The sequence below is a fragment of the Amycolatopsis sp. cmx-4-61 genome (genome assembly GCF_046548775.1).
Classification (GTDB): Bacteria; Actinomycetota; Actinomycetes; order Mycobacteriales; family Pseudonocardiaceae; genus Amycolatopsis.
This window is the reverse complement of record NZ_JAEBEI010000009.1, coordinates 277,398-296,078: the sequence shown is the minus strand read 5'-3', so window position 1 is coordinate 296,078 and position 18,681 is coordinate 277,398. Positions and strand designations below refer to the sequence as shown.

General features: G+C 69.5%; 22 protein-coding genes. 3 read left to right on the top strand and 19 right to left on the bottom strand.

What is annotated here, in order from left to right; translation table 11 throughout:
• From ACLJOU_RS26190 to ACLJOU_RS26155, 8 genes are all read right to left on the bottom strand, one after another.
• Positions 1 to 332, bottom strand: a 332-nt coding sequence (locus ACLJOU_RS26190) for a bifunctional DNA primase/polymerase (protein ID WP_410570755.1), incomplete at its 3' end; no start/stop codon positions are given.
• Positions 333 to 602: 270 nt separating this feature from the next.
• Complete coding sequence (locus ACLJOU_RS26185) at positions 603 to 1,319, bottom strand: hypothetical protein (protein WP_410570753.1); 717 nt, start codon at positions 1,317 to 1,319, stop codon at positions 603 to 605.
• Between the two features lie 527 nt (positions 1,320 to 1,846).
• A complete protein-coding gene (locus tag ACLJOU_RS26180) occupies positions 1,847 to 2,101 on the bottom strand; it encodes a hypothetical protein (RefSeq protein WP_410570752.1) in 255 nt (84 codons plus the stop codon).
• A 507-nt stretch (positions 2,102 to 2,608) separates the two neighbouring features.
• The gene (locus ACLJOU_RS26175) at positions 2,609 to 2,791 is read right to left on the bottom strand and encodes a hypothetical protein (RefSeq protein ID WP_410570751.1); all 183 of its coding nucleotides are present in this window, start codon (positions 2,789 to 2,791) and stop codon (positions 2,609 to 2,611) included.
• A gap of 20 nt (positions 2,792 to 2,811) precedes the next feature.
• Positions 2,812 to 3,255, bottom strand: coding sequence for a hypothetical protein (locus ACLJOU_RS26170; protein WP_410570749.1), 444 nt, complete (start codon positions 3,253 to 3,255; stop codon positions 2,812 to 2,814).
• Positions 3,256 to 3,439: 184 nt separating this feature from the next.
• On the bottom strand, positions 3,440 to 4,009 hold the full coding sequence (locus ACLJOU_RS26165) for a hypothetical protein (RefSeq protein ID WP_410570747.1): 570 nt from the start codon (positions 4,007 to 4,009) through the stop codon (positions 3,440 to 3,442).
• 77 nt (positions 4,010 to 4,086) lie between these two features.
• Complete coding sequence (locus tag ACLJOU_RS26160) at positions 4,087 to 4,341, bottom strand: hypothetical protein (RefSeq protein ID WP_410570746.1); 255 nt, start codon at positions 4,339 to 4,341, stop codon at positions 4,087 to 4,089.
• Positions 4,342 to 4,706: 365 nt separating this feature from the next.
• Positions 4,707 to 6,455, bottom strand: a complete 1,749-nt coding sequence (locus ACLJOU_RS26155; RefSeq protein WP_410570744.1) for a hypothetical protein — start codon at positions 6,453 to 6,455, stop codon at positions 4,707 to 4,709.
• Positions 6,456 to 7,209: 754 nt separating this feature from the next.
• On the opposite strand from ACLJOU_RS26155, the gene ACLJOU_RS26150 reads away from it, so the two are divergent.
• Entirely contained in the window at positions 7,210 to 7,359 is a 150-nt protein-coding gene (locus ACLJOU_RS26150) for a DUF6247 family protein (protein ID WP_410570762.1), read from the top strand.
• Positions 7,360 to 8,213: 854 nt separating this feature from the next.
• Here the strand turns inward: ACLJOU_RS26150 and ACLJOU_RS26145 are convergent.
• The 11 genes from ACLJOU_RS26145 to ACLJOU_RS26095 all read right to left on the bottom strand — a co-directional run bounded on the left by ACLJOU_RS26145 (position 8,214) and on the right by ACLJOU_RS26095 (position 16,766).
• Positions 8,214 to 8,468 carry a hypothetical protein gene (locus ACLJOU_RS26145; protein WP_410570743.1) on the bottom strand — a complete coding sequence of 85 codons (255 nt, stop codon included), beginning with the start codon at positions 8,466 to 8,468 and terminating at the stop codon, positions 8,214 to 8,216.
• Positions 8,469 to 8,611: 143 nt separating this feature from the next.
• On the bottom strand, positions 8,612 to 8,968 hold the full coding sequence (locus ACLJOU_RS26140; RefSeq protein ID WP_410570742.1) for a hypothetical protein: 357 nt from the start codon (positions 8,966 to 8,968) through the stop codon (positions 8,612 to 8,614).
• Positions 8,965 to 9,369, bottom strand: a complete 405-nt coding sequence (locus ACLJOU_RS26135; RefSeq protein WP_410570741.1) for a hypothetical protein — start codon at positions 9,367 to 9,369, stop codon at positions 8,965 to 8,967. The genes ACLJOU_RS26140 and ACLJOU_RS26135 overlap by 4 nt, the downstream gene beginning before the upstream one ends.
• A gap of 105 nt (positions 9,370 to 9,474) precedes the next feature.
• Positions 9,475 to 9,948 (bottom strand): single-stranded DNA-binding protein, encoded by a 474-nt coding sequence (locus ACLJOU_RS26130; protein WP_410570740.1) that lies wholly within the window; start codon positions 9,946 to 9,948, stop codon positions 9,475 to 9,477.
• Between the two features lie 355 nt (positions 9,949 to 10,303).
• Positions 10,304 to 11,416 (bottom strand): DUF3560 domain-containing protein, encoded by a 1,113-nt coding sequence (locus tag ACLJOU_RS26125; protein ID WP_410570739.1) that lies wholly within the window; start codon positions 11,414 to 11,416, stop codon positions 10,304 to 10,306.
• A gap of 317 nt (positions 11,417 to 11,733) precedes the next feature.
• Entirely contained in the window at positions 11,734 to 12,111 is a 378-nt protein-coding gene (locus ACLJOU_RS26120; protein WP_410570737.1) for a hypothetical protein, read from the bottom strand.
• 99 nt (positions 12,112 to 12,210) lie between these two features.
• Positions 12,211 to 12,801, bottom strand: coding sequence for a hypothetical protein (locus ACLJOU_RS26115; RefSeq protein ID WP_410570735.1), 591 nt, complete (start codon positions 12,799 to 12,801; stop codon positions 12,211 to 12,213).
• A gap of 770 nt (positions 12,802 to 13,571) precedes the next feature.
• Positions 13,572 to 14,543: a DNA-processing protein DprA gene (gene dprA / locus ACLJOU_RS26110; protein ID WP_410570734.1), complete on the bottom strand. Its 972-nt coding sequence runs from the start codon at positions 14,541 to 14,543 to the stop codon at positions 13,572 to 13,574.
• 46 nt (positions 14,544 to 14,589) lie between these two features.
• Entirely contained in the window at positions 14,590 to 14,988 is a 399-nt protein-coding gene (locus tag ACLJOU_RS26105) for a hypothetical protein (protein ID WP_410570732.1), read from the bottom strand.
• 444 nt (positions 14,989 to 15,432) lie between these two features.
• Positions 15,433 to 15,936: a DUF1273 domain-containing protein gene (locus ACLJOU_RS26100; protein ID WP_410570731.1), complete on the bottom strand. Its 504-nt coding sequence runs from the start codon at positions 15,934 to 15,936 to the stop codon at positions 15,433 to 15,435.
• A 179-nt stretch (positions 15,937 to 16,115) separates the two neighbouring features.
• On the bottom strand, positions 16,116 to 16,766 hold the full coding sequence (locus tag ACLJOU_RS26095; protein WP_410570729.1) for a hypothetical protein: 651 nt from the start codon (positions 16,764 to 16,766) through the stop codon (positions 16,116 to 16,118).
• Positions 16,767 to 16,962: 196 nt separating this feature from the next.
• Between ACLJOU_RS26095 and ACLJOU_RS26090 the strand changes: the two genes are divergently transcribed.
• On the top strand, positions 16,963 to 18,039 hold the full coding sequence (locus ACLJOU_RS26090; protein ID WP_410570727.1) for a hypothetical protein: 1,077 nt from the start codon (positions 16,963 to 16,965) through the stop codon (positions 18,037 to 18,039).
• A gap of 42 nt (positions 18,040 to 18,081) precedes the next feature.
• On the top strand, positions 18,082 to 18,666 hold the full coding sequence (locus tag ACLJOU_RS26085) for a hypothetical protein (RefSeq protein ID WP_410570726.1): 585 nt from the start codon (positions 18,082 to 18,084) through the stop codon (positions 18,664 to 18,666).
• The last annotated feature ends 15 nt before the right edge of the window (positions 18,667 to 18,681 follow it).

Below are 18,681 nucleotides of genomic sequence, written 5' to 3'. Positions count from 1 at the left end.
CTGTCAGCTCCGCTGAGGACTCCCACGCAACCTCCCAAACTGGACGTTGCCGAAGTCCTACATGTCGATGGCATCCAACTCAGCGTCCACTTCGGAGTGTCGCTCCTTAGTCCGGTCAACAGGTTGTAGGCGGCGGTCTTCCACCAGTCGGCGAGTTGGTTCTCGTCGCAGGTGGCGCGGTTCTCCCAGTCGTCGACGGTTGGGTACTTCGAGTATGGGAAGACCGGGAACACCGGCCAGCCGCGCCGCGCCGCGGCCAGTGCGGCGTCGAGGCGGGTCCGGGCGGATCCGGTGCGTGGACGGGTGGTGCGTCTCCTGGTCGATGTGGTCATGGTCGACATCCCCCTTCGGGATCGAGAGTAGGCGGGGCAGGGGTCAGCGCGCAGAAGGTTTGCGCTGGTCAGGTCGGCGGCGCGGTCGTCGGCGGTTGAGGCGGCTGCGGTGACGCAGCCGCGGGGACATCCGGCGCCGGCGGTCGATGCCGGTGCAGGTGGGCGCTGGTTCGTGGGCGGGACGCCCGACGGTGGGCATGGGATTCTCCTGAGCTGGCAAGGGAAGGGCCGCTCGGGCAGGGCGGGTGCGCCGCCCGCCCGAGCGGGTGGTCAGCGCGTGTTCGTGATGAGCGCGCAGGCGAACGCGATCCGCAGCGGGAGCAGGAACTCCTTGGTCTCGTGCGGGACCTCGATCTTGTTGTTGCGGCCGTGGTAGCGCAGCCGGTCGGTCGAGGCCTCGTCGAGCAGCAGGCTGAACTGCTTCGTCGCGGGGTCGACGGCCTGCACCGTGCCGGTCAGCCCGGCGAGGTACTTCCGCTGCATGTCGGCCAGCATCACCGAGTCGCCGGGCTTGAGTTCGGCGGCGAGCTGGTCGGTGCGCCGCGCGCGGGCGGTGCTCAGTTCGGTCAGTTGCTGCTCGGTCGCCCGGGTCAGCAGGGAGCCGATGAGGTCGGCGAACGCTTCGTCTACGCCGGTGGCGGTGAAGGCGCCCAACGGCATGCCGCTGAGCTGGTAGCGCTCGACGTCGGCCGCCCCAGGATGGCTGGATGTGCCCTTGCCGGTGGCCAGGACTTCGGTCGAGCGCGGGTCCAGCAGAAGGTCGGCGTACTTGTCGTCGTAGATCGCCTGCACGGTCCCGGTCAGGCCGGTGGCGTAGCGCATGCCGTCGATCTGGCCGGTGATCTCGATGTCGGCGCCGACGGTGACCAGCGCGGCGCGCAGGTCACCCAGGATGCCGTACCGCAGCGAGATGGCGTGCCGCAGGCGATGTACCTGCGGATGGGTGAGGTGATCGCGGACGTGGGTCAGGGCCTCGTCGTACTGCAAGGGAACCTCCGTCGGGTTCGGCGATGGGTGGGACGGCCCTGGCCAGGAGCACGCCGGCCGGAGGTTGCTCGTGGACACCGGGGTGGCGGCTCCGCCGAACGGGGTGGGATCGCGTAGCGACCGAGCGCAGCGAGGCCGGTCCCACCCGTTCGGTGTGGGCGGGCGCCTTCGGCGTCAACCTGCCGGCCGGCGTGCTGGTCTTGGGGCCGTCCACCCGGGACGAACCGGACGGGCCGGGAAGACGGAGTCCGGCGCAGGGCCGCGTGACGCGGCCCTGCCCGTGGTCGTGATCAGTGACGGTCGCCGGTGTTGAGAACCACCGCGCCGAGCTCGTCGACGAGCAGCTGCACCACGGCGGTGTGCTGTTCCTCGGTGAGGTCAGTGGACGGAGAAGCGTTCTGGGCGGACATCGACGGGCCTCCCTGGGCTCGGGTATGAGGGATCGCGTGCGGTTGGGCGGGGGTGCCTGAAGTGGTCGAGCGACCCGGTGGCCGACGGAGAGGTCCGTCGGCCACCAGGCCGTTCGGTCAGGCGGTGACGGGCTGCGCTGCCGCGCCGGCCGTAGCGCGGCGGTGCGGAACGAACGCGGACAAGTGCGTCGCGCGCAAGGTGTTGGTGTGTACCAGGCCGGCCCACACGTACACGGCGGTCATGACGAAGGTGGAGTGGCCGTCGAACGCCATGCCCGTGACCAGGTAGCCGCACGCGATGATGTGGTGGTTGACGTCGTCGATCTCCAGGGCGCGGGCGCGCGTGATCATCGTGGTGAGGTGCTGACGCATCTGGCGGGTCCTTTCCGTTCCGGGTGGTGTTGCGGGGACGGGCGCTGTGCGAGCGGGGCTGGCCGCGGCGCGGAAAGGGTGGGCCGAAGGCCCATCGCGTGCGACGCCGAAGGCGCCCTTGGAGCAGAGCGGACTGGTCTGCTGGCATCTGCTCGTCCTCGTGGCGGGCACCGGGACGGAAGACCCGTTGCCGCCGCCGACGAGGTGAAGATCAGGGCGCACAGTGACCGGTCGCGGTCCGCGGCCTCCTCGCAGCGCAAAGCCCTGGATCGCGGCGCAGCTCGGCGGGCCGGCTACGCCAGGCGCAGCAATCCCGGAGAGGTGGCGTGGGCTGTGCCGGTGGGCGCCCGTCGTACTGTCGATGCCTGAAGGCAGCAGGCGCGCAGGGTGTAGGAAGCCGTTGGCCGACCGGCAGCACAGCTCAGTTGTTTCGTCCCTTCCGGTGGCTCCCCGCACCGCCGGGGTACGGGCCGACCGGCACGGCAGGGCCGCCCCGATGCTTGGGGATCACAGGGGCCGGGCGCCCGGCGCGGCGTAGCCGCACCGGGTAGCGACCAGCGCCAGCAGCACCCGGGGGATCAGGAGCATGCGCAGCGGCTTGGTCATGGTCGTGGCCACGACCACACCGGCGGTCACGACCAGGCCAGTGAAGGCAACGGCGGTCATGGACGCCGGTCGGGACGTCGGCATGACAGGTGCGTCGGAATCGGTCAGGTAAAGGTGGGGACGCTGCCGAGGGTGGCGACGATCTCGGCGACAGCGGCGGGCACGTCCATTACGGCGAACACGGCGTAGCCGTGGAGTTCGGTGTTGGCCGTTGCCGCGACCGTGGCGCACAGCACCGCATCGCACTGGCCGAGGTTCCACTGCTCGAACGAGATGCCCGCCTTGGACAGCAGTCGCCACGCGGTCGGGCAATACAGCCGGAGTACCGCGGGCCACACACGCTCCGGTACGTCGAGGTGGCCGCAGCACAGTGCGGCCACCACCGCGACAACCGAGGCGGTGCCGGAGAGGACGTGCGCCCAGTTCGGCTCGAATTCCTCGACCGGGCGATGCCGCTTGAGCCGACCGGTCAGCGCGGGCAGCACCTCCCCCGCCTCCGGCTCGGCATGGCGGTACAGGTCGTGGGGAATGGGTGTGAACGTGGTCATCGTCAGGTCGTCCTATCGGGAATGGGCGGAATTGGCGAAGATACGTACCGAAGTGCAGGTTGCCCTCGGCAACAGCGGCGGCGCGGCTCATTCACCGTTGCGGGGCGAACGCGGGTTTGCCCCGTGCCCGGCCCTGGCGGCGCAGGTCGCCCGCGCTCGGAGGCGGGCGACCCGACGACGATGGTCAGCGCGGGAGGGCCCGGCCGGCGAGCTGACGCCGCAAGCTGCGCCGGTGGGCCGCAGCGATGAGGGTGAATGCCTCGGTGAGCTCGGATTGCAAGCTCAGCAAGGACGCCAGCGCGACGATCAGCTGAGCGGCATCGACGCGGGTCAGCTCGACCTCCGTGCGGCCGGCAAGGTGCGTCGAGGTCGCCAGGGCGAGGTAGCTCTCGTCGTAGTTGGCGTGGTGCACCGACAGCTCAGCGGTGACGGTCCAGACGACTTCGGTGTCGAGGACGAGGCTCGGGTCGGCGACCGGGATGTCGATGCGCCGGTCCGACGGTCGGGTCGCATCGGGGATTTCGACGCCGGGCAGAGCGAGCAGGTGCTCGGCGAGGTCGATGGCGACGTGCTTGTCGAGTGGTTTGCACTGCACGCCCAGGCCGATCGTGTCGGTCCGGTGATGCGGGAGCGTGGTGATGCGGTCCTGTTCGACCTGCAGCAGGACGGGGAGGTCTGGGGCGGGACGTCGGGGGTGGAAGGTCCAGTGTTGGCCGAGAGCGATCGGCATGGCGGGGTCACGATGTGCGGGCACGGGGATGCTCCTGTCGAGGCGAGAACGTTCGGCGCGACGGCGATGGGCCGCGCTGCGGCGGCCCATCGGGCGGCTGGTCAGCCGCCGTAGACGGCCAGGCCGTAGGGCTTGCCGTTGCGGTCGGCGTAGACGCCGTGGCGGGAGTGGTCGGTGGCCACCGTGCGGACCCGGCGGAGCTCGGCGGCGGTGGCGCCTTCGGGGACGTCGTAGGTGACCGGGCAGTCCGCGCAGCTGAAGACGTCGGTGTTGCGGAAGCGCCACTGCACGACGGTGTCGAGGAGGCGCAGGAGCTTCGGCCGGGCGGTCGCGGTGGTCTGGCTGTGGCGGGCCATGTCGGTCCCTTTCTGCGGTGGTGGTGAGCTGACGGGCCCTGGCCTCAGCGCGCCGAGGGGGGGTCCGCGCTCGCGCGGACGGCCAAGTCCGCAGGCTCGACCGGTCGACGTGGACCGCGCTGCACCCGGCCGCCGGCGAACACCGCGACAGGACGGCGCGGTTCATCTCGACCGGCCGGGCCGGAGGACTTGGACGCTCGCCCCCGCCCGGTGTGCTGATCTCGTGCGTCAGTTCGGTGCCGCGCAGTACGGGCGCCGATATCCCGGCGACGGAGGTTCACCGGCACTTTTCGCCAAAAAGTGGACAGAACGCGAAGAAATGCCTGGTGGGGCTGCGGTATGGGCAGCCCCACCAGGGAGCCGGGTCAGGCCGCCAGGTCGGCGCTGACCTCGTCGACGGCCTCCAGCTCCGCCTCGACAGCCGCGTCGCCGTGCTCGGCCTCCGACGGGGAATCGACTTCCTCGTCCTGGTGGTCCTCGGCGTCCAGCTCGACGTCGTCCTCGAGGTCGCCGTCTTCGGTGTCGTCCAGGTCGGTATCGTCGTCGGCCTCGATCGCCGTGTCCTTCTCGGCGGGCTGGAGCACCAGCTGCTCAACGTCGGAGAGGGGGTAGTTCCAGTTCTTCAGCTGGGTGAAGTAGGCCTGCGCCTCCGGCGTCGGGCTGCGCCAGGTGTGCGTGCCCGTGCTCTTCTCCAGCGCGGCGACCAGCAGCGCCACCGTCAGGGTGGTGGCGCGGGCCGGGCTCGCGTTCTCGGCCGCGGCCGCGATGACGTGCTTGTCCCGCCGGTGGTAGGAGGCAACCTCCTGCTTGGGCATGCCGAGCAACTCGATGGCCAGCGCGTGGTCGCTCTCCATCGCCTTGCGCACGGGGTGGCTGCCCTCGGCCAGCATCTGCGCGACCCACCGGATCCCGTCCTTCGGCGCGCCCTTGCGGCCGAAGAGCTTCTCCTTGAGCCACCTGCGGCGGACGCTCTCCGCCGAGCGCCACTTCTTGTTGTTCGAGACGACCTCCCTGCGCTCTGCTTTCTGCTCGGGGGTCATCGGGCCAGGCTTGGCACCCGTGGAGCTGCTGTAGCTGTAGCGCGAGGTGTGGCCGTTGGCCTTGTAATCAGTGCAGACGTAGAAGATGCCGAACCGCTCGGCGACCGGGCGCCAGCTGCCGCGACTGCCGACGAACGCGGCGTGGCCGGGGCAGCCCTGGTGGGCTTCGACGGTCAGCTCCGTCCCGTCGGCAGCCTCGGCGTTCGGGCGCAGCGAGTCCAGCTTGCGGATCGGGCCCTCGTGCAACGAGTCCGGCCGCTCGATCACAGCCACGCCCTGTGCTTTGATCTGGTCCGCGAGCTCCGCTCGGATTCGGTCTTCCTCGAGCTTGTCGCGCCACTGCTGGGCGACGTGGTCGAATTGCTCGGGCCGCTTGGTCGCCGCCGCCTTCAGCTCCTTGACCGCCGCATCGTTGCCCTCGAACTCGGCGATCACCGCAGCGTGAACCAGGTTCTCGATCTGGCCGGTGGCCAGCAGGTCCACGGCGACGGCGCTGCGGGCCACGGCGACCGCGGTCTTGACCCGCTTGGTGCCGATGTGTCGCCTCTGGGCGATCTGCCCCGCCGACAGGCCGAGGTCGAGCAGTTCCTGGGTGGCGCGCACCTCGTCGGCGTCGGTGTTCCCTTCGCGGTGCTTGTTCTCGCCGAGCTGGTCGATGATCCGGTCGATCTCGCGCTGCACCTCGTCGGTGATCAGCTCCGGTTCGACCAGCACCGGGACCAGCTTGTGCTTGGGCTCGGTGTCCTTGGCCAGGGCCCTGTTCCACACTTCGACCGAGGCCAGTGTGCGCCGCTGGCCCTTGCGCACGACCAGCCGGCCGGGTGCTTCTTCGCGTACGGAGATGGGCTCGCGGACGCCGCGGTCCTCGATGTCGTCGACGAACCACTTCGGCAGGTCGGGCATCGTGCGGATGTTCACCCCGATGATCAGCTGCCGCGGGTCGACGTAGCGCAGTTCGACGGCGGGGGTCTGCTCCCCAGCGGTGGCGGTGGCGGTCTCGCTGGTCACCTGCTCGGGCACGACGTCGACGGGCACGGTCTGGGTGTCCTCGACGGCAATTTCGGTCGTGGTCACTGTTGTTCTCCCTGGTTTGTGCGGACGGAATTCGACGAACTCCGGCGCGTTGACCGAATTCGCCGTTTTCTGACGACGAATTCGTGTGAGCGCCGCCCCGCGTGCGGGACGCACTCGATTCGGCGGGAGCGGCCGATGGCCGAGGCGAGGGTTGCGGCCTCGCCCATGCCGGCGTGAACCAGCCAGGGATTCTTCTTTACTTACAGGGGTTCTTCGCGATCTGGTTCACCCGTGCTGGGCCGGGTCCGCAACCCTCGCCTCGGCAGGCCGTTCCCGCTAGAGTGCGTCGTCCCGCACGCAGGGCCGCTCACGAAATTCGCGGCTCCGGGCACAGGAACCCGCGCGGCGCGAATGGCACCGAGGAACCAGATTCGCGCACTGAAACCAGCGGGTTCAGAAATGAACCTGGTACGTATAATCACCGCCACCACGGTGCCGTGGGGCCGGTGGCGGTCCGCCTGACCGAGGCTCTCGGAAGGCATGCCGGCCGAGCGCCGCCATCGTCATCAGCCGAGACCCAGAGACGGCTGGCGACCTGGGCAAACCAGAAAGATTCAAATCATATGGTTTCAATTGGTCGGATGGAGCGGACTCGCGGTTCGCCGCCGTCCCTAGCGTCGATCGAGCCGGCTGCGCGGGTTTGTGGTGTGGCGTTGACCGAAGCAGCAGCGCAACCTTCGCGGGGCGCCGGTGAGCTCGACTCGCCGGGTGCTGCGAGACGCTGAACTTGGACAACGTGTAGGAGACGCTTGCCATTAGCGTTCGAGCACCCCGGCGGACTCAGGCCGATCCGGTCGCGCACCGTCGCATGCTGCAACAGGCGGAGGAGCGGCTGCGTACCGGCAGGGAGCCGGATGGCGCGCAGTCGTGGAACGAACTGGCGATGGAACTGGGCCTGGCCTAGATCCGTGTCTATCGCATCGTGAGGGACGCGGTGGTCCGCGCTCAGGCATCGTGATCTTCTGGCCGAGGTCTTGCCTGAACTCGCCGAGGTGATCGGCGGTGTGCAGCTCCTCCCCGAAACGGGTCGGCCGGCCACCCGGACAACCCGACGCGGCAATGGCGTCTCGCTGACGGCCGCGGGTTTCTCACGTACCGGTCCTGGAGACCAAGACCCCGGGTCGACCGGCTGGACCTGGTCTTGGCTGGCCTAGCAGGTCGCCGGCGAGAACCGTTCGGCCAAGCAGTCCGCCCGGCGCGCCTTGTCGCCGGGGCAGGACGCGCGAGTTGCCGGGCGGACGCGATGCAGCCACAACCCTTCGCCGTGCTCGTCGCGATGACGGCGCCCAGCGCCCAGCCGGGCACGGTACGCAGGTCGTGCCACGACCACTGTTCCGCACCAGCCTCCCAGCCGCGTCCGGGGTCGTCCGTCACGTAGGGCACCTGCACCGACTCCGCAATCAGGGCGGTCGGCAAGTTGACCGGGATGTCGCGGACTCGCACCAGGTCAGCGGCCGCGTCGAGCGTGCGGCGTAGAGTGCGAGCCGCGGCGAACACAGGTCAGCCGTCGCAGTCCCCGCCTGCGTGACGACGGCCGAAGTCGCCCCACCGGGCGCGTCGGGTGTCGAACGACTCGAACAGGGTCGGGCGGGCAGCCGGTGGGGCACAGAGCGCATTCGTCGGACAGCGAGATCGGGCCGATGGACAGGCGGTTCCATCCGCCGCCGTCCGGTCCTCCGGGGCGGGAAGGTAGATCGGCACGGTGTTCTCCGTTCCAGGGTTCTCGAACTGCGTTCGGGTTTGGCAACGCTGCGCCGGTCAACTCGGGTCGTCGCCGAGGTCGTGCTGCTGGTCAGCGCAGATCTGTTCAATCAAGCCCTGCTGAAAGGCGATGGTGTCGCGCCATTCCCTGAAGCGTGCTTCCTGCGCTTCCCGGATCCGGGCTACGGTCGGTTTGCCGATCTGGACCAGGCTGATTGACGGGACGATCTTGTAGCCCAGCCACGCCGTCCACTCCTTGCTGCAGGAAGGGCAGAGCGGGCGTTTCTCCTGCGGCTGCTGGTTTTCGGGCACGACAAGGCACTCCTTTGGGTGGGTTGGTCGGTGGTGAGCGCGGACGACGCGGCGGAGCCCTGTGACGGCCGAGCTGGCCGGGTGGGCGCACCCCGGTCCCGCGGCGCAGGGCGCGCGGAACCGGAGTGCTGGCCAAGGGGGAGTTAGTCCGGCTCGGAGATGCCGAGGACGTTGCGCAGGTCGGCGGCCAGGTGAAGCGTGGTCGCGAGGTAGGCGATCGTGTCGCCCTCGTTGTCGCGCGGGGCCTCGTGGATCTCGCCGAGATACACCAGGCGCTGGTCGTCGCCTCGGCCGGTGGGGGCGAAAAACGAGAGGTAGATGCCGAACGGCGGGCTGAGCTCGACGACGGTGTACGTCTCCGGGTGGCTGAACCTGATGCCGCCGGTGGGCTCGTGGTGCGTGCGGATGAAGCCGCGCGCACCGAGCAGGGCGGTCAGCTGGTCGTCGAGCTGCTTGCGGCTGGCCATCTTCGCCCGGATCTCCGCGACAATGTCGTTCATGCGACGGTCTGCCCGGGCAGCTGCGCGTCGAGCAGAGACAGCTCTGCGGCGACCAGGCGAGCGATCAGGACGATGCCGTCGATGTCGCTGTCCTCAACGGGTCGGTCGTAGGGGTTGTAGCCGAGGCGGAGTTCCCTGTAGACGGTCCGGGGGCCGACTTCGGCGTCAGGGCGCTCGAAGTAGATGAGGCGGACGGCGGACAAGCTGTAGACGATGTTGGTGTTCGTGGCAGTGTGGCGAAGTTCGCGTAGCTCGGCTGCGTCGGTGCGCGGGTGGTCGACGAATCCGACCTCGGTCAGTTCTGCGGCGAGCCGGTCGGCGATGGCGTCGAGGTAGGCGAGCCTGCCGGAAATGGTGTCCAGGTGCGGGCTTTTCTCTTGCGACTGCATGTTTTCGGGCACGTCGGAAGCACTCCTTCGACAACTGGTCGGTGGTGAGGGCGGAACACACGACAGCGCCCCGCGCCCGCCGGACTGGCCGGCCGGGCACGGGGCGCCGGGTGTTGCTCAGAACGGGGGCTCGTCGGAGAAGCCGCCGCCGCTGCCCGCCGGGGGCGCGGAACCCCACGGGTCCTCGGACGAGGTGCCGCCCGAGGGAGCACCGCCGCCGCTGCTGCGGCTGACCTTGTTGACCTTCGCGGTGGCGAATCGCAGCGAGGGGCCGATCTCTTCGACCTCGAGCTCGATGACGGTGCGCTTCTCGCCTTCCTTGGTGTCGTACGAGCGCTGCTTGAGCCGGCCCTGCACGATCACGCGGGCGCCGCGGGTCAGCGTCTCGGCGACGTTCTCCGCCGCCTGCCGCCAGATGCTGCAGCGCAGGAACAGGGCCTCGCCGTCCTTCCACTCGCCGGACTGCTTGTCCAGCGTGCGGGGCGTGGACGCGACGGTGAAGTTCGCGACCGCCGCACCGGCGGGGGTGAAGCGAAGCTCCGGGTCGGAGGTGAGATTTCCGATGACGGTAATGACCGTGTCGCCTGCCATGAGGTGCTCCTTGGTCTTGGTCGCAGCGGATCGCCGCTGCCGAGCTGGGTGTTTGTCAGGCCCCGTGGGGCGCGCTCGACCAGGGACCGGGCGAGGAAGGGTGTCAACCGCGCAGAGCACGCAAGGTTTTCTGCTCGGGCCGAAGGCGTGAGCGTGGGAGAAAAGCTTTCGTGCGGCGGTTGACGCTCAGCCGCGTTCGGTCCAGAGTGCTCAGCCCCATGTGGCCGGTGACGAACTCCCGGGTTCCAGAGGCTCCGTTCGTGACCGGGCGGTGGAGCAGCGGGTGTCGAGCGACCGCATGACCGGGTCGGTCGGCCCGCCCGGATCGGTGACCGACCGACCGCTTGCCGCCCGGCTACTGCTCGTCCATCAGGGCCTTGATCGACGCGTGCGGACCGCAGTTGCCGACGTAGCGGGTCCCGGTCACGATGGCTTTCGCCTTGGCGTTCTCCCAACGCTCGTCGCCGGAGCGGACGTGGTCGGTGATGTGCTCGAACCGGACTGTGCCGGTCCATCCGCCGTTCGGGGGGGGGCCGGTCACCGAGACCTTGTTGACCTTCAGCACCGGATACCAGTCGCCTCGGCGCTGGACGAAGTCGCCCTTGGCGAAGGTGTCCTTGGTGTAGTCGGTGGCCTTGCCGTCGGCGATCTGCTGCTCGCGGACGGACTGCCAGCCGCGCAGCTGCTCCTCCAGCCACTCCGCCCGCACCGCCAGCTGCTGGCGGTGCTCGGTGGTAAATGGGCTCACCCCGTACTGCTCGCGCAGCTGCTGGTGCCGGGCTTCATCGGCGCCTGCGAAGAGCCGCTCGATCACGTCACCACGTTCGACCTCGCGGGCGATGCGACGCTGTTCCGCCTCGAACTCGCGGATGCGGTTGACGACGGTCTCGGGGTTGTGGCGGTAGGCCATGTGGTTGCCGGCCGTCTTCGCCTGCTCGGCGATCTTCTCGGCGAGACTGCCGAGCTCGGCCGCCATTTCCAGGTTCTTGAACGCGCGCTCCCGGCGATTGCGGTCGGCCGCGTAGCCGGGGTGGTCAACCAGGTACGGCTGTCCGGGAGGGATTCCGTCCACCACAACCCGGCCGGCGCGCTCCCGGGCGTCGGATGCCGCCGACAGCCGCCCGCTGCGGCCGTCCAGTCGTTCGGCACGCAGTTCGGCGTTGACGGCCCGGTCGGCTTCGGCGTCCGCGAAAGTCCGGACGGTGTCGTCAATCTCGATGTGGACGTCGAACCCGCGGGTACGCAGGCCTTCGGCGGTCCGGTCGATCGCGTGCCGTTTGGCCGGCTTGTTGGGACTGGCCTGCAGCCGGAAGTCGCCGACGGTGCGGCGGTAGTTCCAGCCCTGGCTGCGCAACCAGTGGTACAGGTCGTCGGCTCGGGTGGTGCCTTCGAGCACGGTGCCGTCTTCGGGAGTGTGGGTGATGATCAGGGCTCGGCGCGCGGCCTGTTCGGACGTCGGTGAAGACATCGGGACGTGGTCCTTCCACGGTGGTCGCCGGCGTTTGGCGGGCGCCGGCGGAGGTGGTGGCGGTGGATCGCCCCGCGGTTGTGGGGCGCGGCGCAGACAGGCCGCGCTGGTGGACCGGTCCGAGGTGGCGCGTTCGCCCGACCGGCGGGAGATCGCGCGTCAGCGCGACCCCGCAGGGGCGTGTCTCCCGCCGGTCGGTCGCGGACTGGCGGCGCCCGGCCGGGATCGCCGGGGCGGCCTAGAGTTCGCGCCGCCCACAACCCGGGGCCGGCGCGGGACGCGCCTCGGCGAAAGTCCGCAGGCGCGTCCCGGACGGATCACTGGTCTTGCTCTGGGGGCGCGTCGACCAAAGTCACCCGGGGCCGCAGCCGCACCGGCGCATCCTCCGGGCCGCGCCAGTGCTCGTCGATCAGGATCCTTTTGCGGAGCGCCCAGCCCTTCCCATAGGCCTGGTCACGCCAAAACGACCCGACCGGGAACCGGACGCCGACCGTGCGCCCGGACGGACTGGTCGATGTGGCGGAGGACGAACGGGTCCGGCGGTGGATGCTGACCACTCGAACCGCCGGCAACGTGCGTCCCGCGCGTGCGGCGCGGCGGCGTTCGGGCCGCGGCGCGCGCTGCTCGGTGATCTCGACGTGCACGGGCTGCTGGATGAGCAGCCACGTCGCCAGCACGGTCTGGATCCAGCCCAACGTGCGGCCGTGCGCGATGACGCCCGTGACCTCGTCGGAGGGGATGTACCGGGAGACGGTGGTGAGCTCCGGTTCGCCCGCCGACCAGCACAGCAGTGCCTAGTCGTCCCACAGCAGGGGCGGTGTCTGCTGTTCGACGTGCAGCCGGGCTTGCGCCGGAGACATCCCGCCGGCGATGGCCTCCTGCACCAGCTGTTCGGTCTCCGGCGCCGCCCAGAAGGTCAGCCACACCGCACCAGTCTTCGGTTCGCAGTGTGCGGAGCGGCCCCACGAGCACGCCACGATCGGCACGTTCGTGCCGTAGCCGTCTTCGGCATGCCCGATCGGGGTCTCGAACACCAGAAAGCCCTGTTCGCAGGGCAGGTCTTCGGGCCGGATCGACCAGTCCGGCAGCAGCGCGCCGGTGCCGCGGGCTTTCGCGGTCATCGCGGCGTCGACCGCGAACAGCTGCGCGTCGCGCAGCCGGCCGGCTTCTTCGGCGTGCAGGATGACCGCGGCCTCCAGCGGTGTCGCCGCAGCCGGGATGATCGTGCCTCGCCCCTCGGCGAGGGAACCGCAGGTGATCGCCAACGCGTACGGATTGATCACCCATTCCTGCAGCAGCGCGTGCAGGGCGGGAATCTGCGCTGGACGTGGAGGTTTCCAGGACGCCTCTGCGGTATCCGGAACGGAATCGGTGGTGACGGGCATGACCGGCCCTTCCTCGGTGCGCTGGGTGGACGAGCGCAGGCCGAGCGGGGCGGCTGGGACATCGGCATGGGTGACCGCCTGCGGTCATCGCCGCAGGCGACGCGCAGCGCCCTTGCCGATGTCCCGGACGGCGTGCTGCACTCCGTCGTTCACCCCGGTGCGGCCGACGGGACATCCCGTCGGCCGCACCGGGGTCAGCACGGTGACGGGTTGCAGCGCAGCGCTTCCACCGCGACCGCGTGCGCATCGCGCGTGGTCGCGGGCGTATTTCCTGCTGTCCCGGCCAGCCTTGACGGTGGCCATCACGCGACCTGCCGCGGTGCCGACTTGGTGGCAGGAAGCACACGCGCGGCCACCCGTGCATCGACGTGAGCAGTGGTGGGGCCAGGACGGTGAGGGTGTCGAGGAGGACGGCCATGTCCGGATTCCGATCTGCTGGCGCCGAATGACGTCCGGCGGGTGGACTCCCCGGGACCGGCGCGTCCCTCCGCCGCTGCGCCGGCCAGAAGCAAGGAGGATGGCGGACAGGTTGCGCGCTCGCTGGCGGGTCTCCTGCTACTCGACCTCGAACAAGCCGGGTCCTCGCCGGTCATGCGCTGCCACTGCCGTGAGAAGTAGTCCCGCTCCCGCGTGCCAGTGGTTACGTTGCACCACTCGACTGCCGTACTCGGTTGGAATGCCTCGCCTTCGTCGCGAGTCCCGGCGGCGGCCTGTGGCGCTCCCTGCCGTCCGCAGGTCGCGTCAGGTCCGGGCCGCCGCAGGGACGTGCGCTAGCGTCGGCGGGCCTCATCTGCAGGGACGGCCGCGTCCGGTTCCGTGTCGGCGTCGTCGCCTTCCTCGATGACGGCGACGACGTCATCGACGGAGGTGACCAGGCGCGCGGTGCCGTCCTGGATCAGCTGGTGACACCCTGCCGATGTCGCCGATGACACGGGACCCGGCACGGCGAGGACGGGCCGGCCGAGCTTCTTGGCCAGGCGGGCGGTGTGGCGGGCGCCGCTGCGCCGCCCGGCCTCGACCACCAGGGTGGCCGCGGTAACGGCGGCGATGAGCCGGTTGCGGGCGAGGAAACGGTGGCGCGCCGGTGGCGTGCCGGGCGGGTACTCGCTGACGACCGCGCCGCCGGAGCGGACAATCCGGTCCAGCAGACCGACGTGCCCCGCCGGGTAGCCAGCGTCGATCGCGCAGGCAAGCACGGCGACGGTCACGCCGTCGGCGGAGAGCGCGCCTCGGTGCGCTGCGCCGTCGATGCCGTAGGCGGCACCGGAGAACACCGGCACGCGCCGGGAGGCCAGCCCGTACGCGAGCTCGGCGGCGTGGTGTTCGCCGTACTCGGTGGCGGCCCGGGAGCCCACGATCCCGACCGAGGGCGCGGCCGCCAGCTCGTCCAGACGTACGTCGCCCTGGACCCACAGGCCCAGCGGCGGATCGCCAAGGGTGCCGCCGTCGGCAGCCAGGGTGCTCAAACCGGCGAAGACGTCCGCTGGCCAATCGTCATCCTCGGGGATCACGAACCGGCCACCGAGACTGGCTGCGGTCCGCAGGCTGGTGTCGACGAGCCGCCAGCTCACGTCGCGGCGGCACTCGTCCAGGACCTCGGTGGGGGCGGTCCGTTCGGCAACGTGGTGGGCCGCGTCGACGGGCCCGACGTCGGCGATGTAGCGCGCGATGACGGGAGTGGCGGGTTCGGCGGCGTGCTGGAGGAACCCGCGGGCGCGCCGCGCCTCGGTGGAATTGGGCATGAGGACTCCTTCAAGCGATGTATTGGAAGTAAGGGGTGCGGCCCGCTCAGGCTTCGTCGGGGAACCGGCGCACGCGGATCTCGTCGCCGCGGCGCTCGACGACGGTGCCGACAGGCCACTGCGCCGCGATCCGCAGCAGCTCCGTGGCGTCGTTGGCGGCGTCAGCACGCAGCTCGGGGCTGTCCTCGAAGCCGAGGGCGAGGAGCATGGCGTGGAAGCGGCCGACGTACTCCGTCGTGGTCATGTCGGATTCGACGATCTCGGCGGTCGTCGTGGCCAGGCGGCTGTCGAAGCCGACGAAGCTGCGTGCGCATCCGCAGATGGGGTGGTCGGGGTCGTCGTGGGACTTGCTCGCGAGGTCGACGAGTTCGACGTCCGGAATGCTGTTGAAATCGTTGGCTCGCTGGCCTTGCGTGCGATGGGTGGAGATGAAGTACTTCAACACGGTCCTCCTCGGTGGCCACGCCCGGGTGGGCGGTGGATGCGGCCTCGTCAGCGGGCCCCGTGGGTCCGGGGCAAGCCGGCGTACGAGTGCGGCGGTGTCTCTCGTGGACAGTGGGCTTGCCCCGGACCCGCGGGTCTGCTGCACTGAGCTGCAGCCACGCCCACTCGGCGCGTGCACGGGGAGGAAGTCGTCAGGTGCTGCGTTTCGCGCATGACCTGACAACCAAGGCCGATCCAGTACCTCCACTGCTTGCCCGCCGTGGCGGGTATCAGTTCGGGGCGGACGGTGTCGAGTTCTTCGCGCATCGGGGTTGTCCTTCGGCTCGTGGTGCGCTGACGAGCCGTTGGCCAGCGGGCGGTCTCGGTGCGGGGCAAGGTCGATGGAGCCGGCCGCGCCAGTAATCTGCCTTGCCCCGTACCGAGGGCTCTGCCGCTGTGAGGCGGTTCAGCGCGCCGCAGCCGGGGCAGGCTCGCGCAGGGTGGTGCGGCGTCCGCGAACGTCGACGCGGATGAGCGGCATCGTCGCCGGGATCCGCTGCAGGGCCTGCCAGGTTCCGCCGGAGCGGCGGTCGGGGTCGACGACGGCGACGATCGCGTCGCAGTCGCGGATCATCCAGTCGTTGCGAGCGTGCAGGACCCGCACGCTGAGCTCGGTGCCGAGCGTGTCGACACGGGCGGCGTAGCCGCGGGCGGAGGTCAGCCGATCGCGCCAGTCCTGCTGCCAACGGCCGTCGTGGCCGCGGTAGGGCTGGTACAGCCACACCGGAACGTCGACGTCGCGGGCGGCTTCAGCCCAGAGCAGGTCGGCCCCGGCAGCGGCGCCGCTGATCGCGACCTCCATGCCGCGGTCGGCGGCGAGTTTCGCGGCGATCCGCCGCAGTTCGTCGGCCAGCCACGGTTCGCTGCCGGGCGGAAGCCCCCGCGGGCGGTGTGCGGTTTGTCGCCGCACTCGCCGTGTCTAGATGAGTGCGTGTCCCGTTCCGGCGGCTGGCTGCCGCGTGAGGAGCGACCGGATGCTCAAGGCTTCGTGTCCCGATTCCGACTCTGTGCGCTTGCTGTCGATCATACTTCGGCGGGCCTGGCGCCCGGTTCAGCGATGCAGCCCGCAGCGCCAGGCATCTCAGGCTCTCAGTGCTCCGAACCCAGGTGCTGACCCGCCTCCTTGCGCAGCTGGGCAAGCCGAGCGGCTTCCCGCTCCCACCGCACCCGCTCGGGGCTGGACACATCGGGCGGCCCGAACAGCTCGTCGAAGACGGGCTCGGCCATGTGGATCGGCCGGCGACCCAGTTCCGGGTTCCAGAGGGGGTAGGGACGACCGCGCCCGAGTGCCTCCGCGGCCTCCGCCGGCCACGTCGCGTACTTGAACTCGAGCTGCTGACCGGCGAACGGGTGGGGCCGGCCCTCGGTGACGACCGGGTCGAAGAAGAACGTCGCCGACTTCAAGTTCGGATCCGCCGCGTCGTCCTCGCTGATCACGCGCCACCGGTCATCGACATCGCCGACAGTCCGGAAGCCACGCGCGACCTGCAGCTCCGGGGTGTACCGCGGCTCCGCCGCGACGACCGGGCCGCCAGCCCGATACTGCCGGTAGAGCACGTTGTGCGGCATGCCGATGGCCGGCCCGAGGCTGCGCCATGCTGCGCCCGCTTCCTGGCACTCCGTCATCGCCGAGCGCAGACCCCACGCCAGGAAGTGCTGCGCCCTGGTGATGATCTCGGCCCGCTTCTCCGGGTCGGACTTCGCCTGCGCGAACTTCAGCAGCTCGATGACGTTCCCCATGCACGTGTCGGTCGTAAACCTGGCTGACTGGGCGACCATGTCGACCCCTTTCGTCGAAGAACGCGGCCACTTCCAGCCTTGCTCCTTTGAAGTATCACCCTACATCGTGCTACTTCAAAGGAGCAAGCGGTGGGGATGCTTCGGCGGGCAGTGCCCCTCGAGGTTGTTTCGGAGCCGGCGCCTATCGTCACCATCCGTGAGCGATGAACGCGACCAGACACCACGCCGGATGGGGATCGGCTGGATGGTCTTATCGGTGTTGCTGGGCTTGGGCATCCTCGCCGTTGCGGTCAAGGGCCAGGACTGGTGGCAGTGGCAGGGGATTTGGCCCAGCATCCTGACCAACGCCGGTACCGCCGTCCTGCTCGCGTCTGCGCTCTTCGTCTTGGAACGCCGCTTCACCGGCCGCGTAATCCGAGCCAACCGACGGGCAGTCCGCGAAGCGGCCGCTGAGGTCGAGGAGAGCCTCCAGCGCCGGACTGACGAACTGGCCGCGCGCATTGACGCCCTGCAGCAGAACGTCGACGAGCAGGCAGAAGAGCAACGCGTTTGGCACCACGGCCTGGTCGCCGCAATGGACGATGCGACCTTCGACAATGTGGCGGCCGCCCTTGCCGAAGCGGCCCGGCTTAACGCGATCGACCGTGGCACGGTCCGGGCACAAGCCAACGTCGACCCCCGCGGCATCTGGCTCGACTTCAGCTACGGCGCCACCTTCGTCAACAGTCAGCCAGTCTCGGACAACGTCATCAGGATCACCGCGTACCCCGCTGGAAGTGCCCATCCGTTCAGCCTGATGTCCGAGGATTGGCGCCAGGACGACGGCATCGTCAACGTTACGGCCCGAGTCCGCGACAGACTCCGTCAGAACGGCTACAACCAGCCCAACAACCGTCCTAACTGGAGCCTCGCGCTACGTAACGTCCAGCGCGCACTCGACGCGACGCTGCCCGATGATGCCCCAATCGCTGGCCCGCTTCGCCGGCTTGTCGGCGACCTCGCAGTCACCGACCGCGGCATTGAACATCTGGACGGTCGCCTGCTCATCCCGGTCGCAGACTTCCCTGCGCCTGCAACAAGCTGGGAACTACACGGCCGGGACGAAGCGCGTAGTACCGCCTGGAACCCAGCACGCCCGGACGGTGTCGATGAAGCCGTGTGGGAGGTCGCCACCACAGAGGCCCGCCATCTGGTCGGCGGCGTGACGCGACTGCATCTCGGATCGCTCGACCAAGAAATGTGGATCCCGAAGGGCATCGGCTACAACACCTGAACCAGAGCCGCAGCGGCCGCTACCAGGGTGAAAGGCAGGAATGTGAGCGACAGCGTGGACGAGAGGACCTACCGCCGCGAGGCGGTCATGTGGTCCTTCATCGTCATGCGACAGGGCGACCGGCTCGACGAGGCCGCCAGCGAGTACAACGAGGCGCTTCTCAACCAGTTCTGGATCGATCGGCGTGACGCAGGCACCCTTCCCGACGACTGGGCATCCTACGTTGAGCACGAGGTCGGTGACGGCATGAACTGGTGGGTGGCCTGGACATTCGGTGCCGACCAGTACTTTTTCCTCGCGGCTGCCGCTCAGTTGCGCAAGTGCGTCCTGAAGCTTCCCAACGACCGGCTGCCCGAAATACCGAACGAACGGATGATCCTGCTTCTCCGCAACTTCACCGAGCACTGGGAAGACCCCACTGGATGGTCGGCTGCCGAGCTGCGCGAACGTATCCCCGATGCGGTCCCAGGCCGTGCGGAGTTCACCAAGAAGGACGTCTGGATCGAGGGTGTATCGACGACCGAGATCGTTATGTGGGCCAGCGACGTCGATCGTGCTCTGCGAGCCAACGCGGCGGAGGCCGGGGAAGAGTTACCGAACCCGAGCAGACCTCTTCCTGAGCTGTAACCGCCGCTCCGCAAC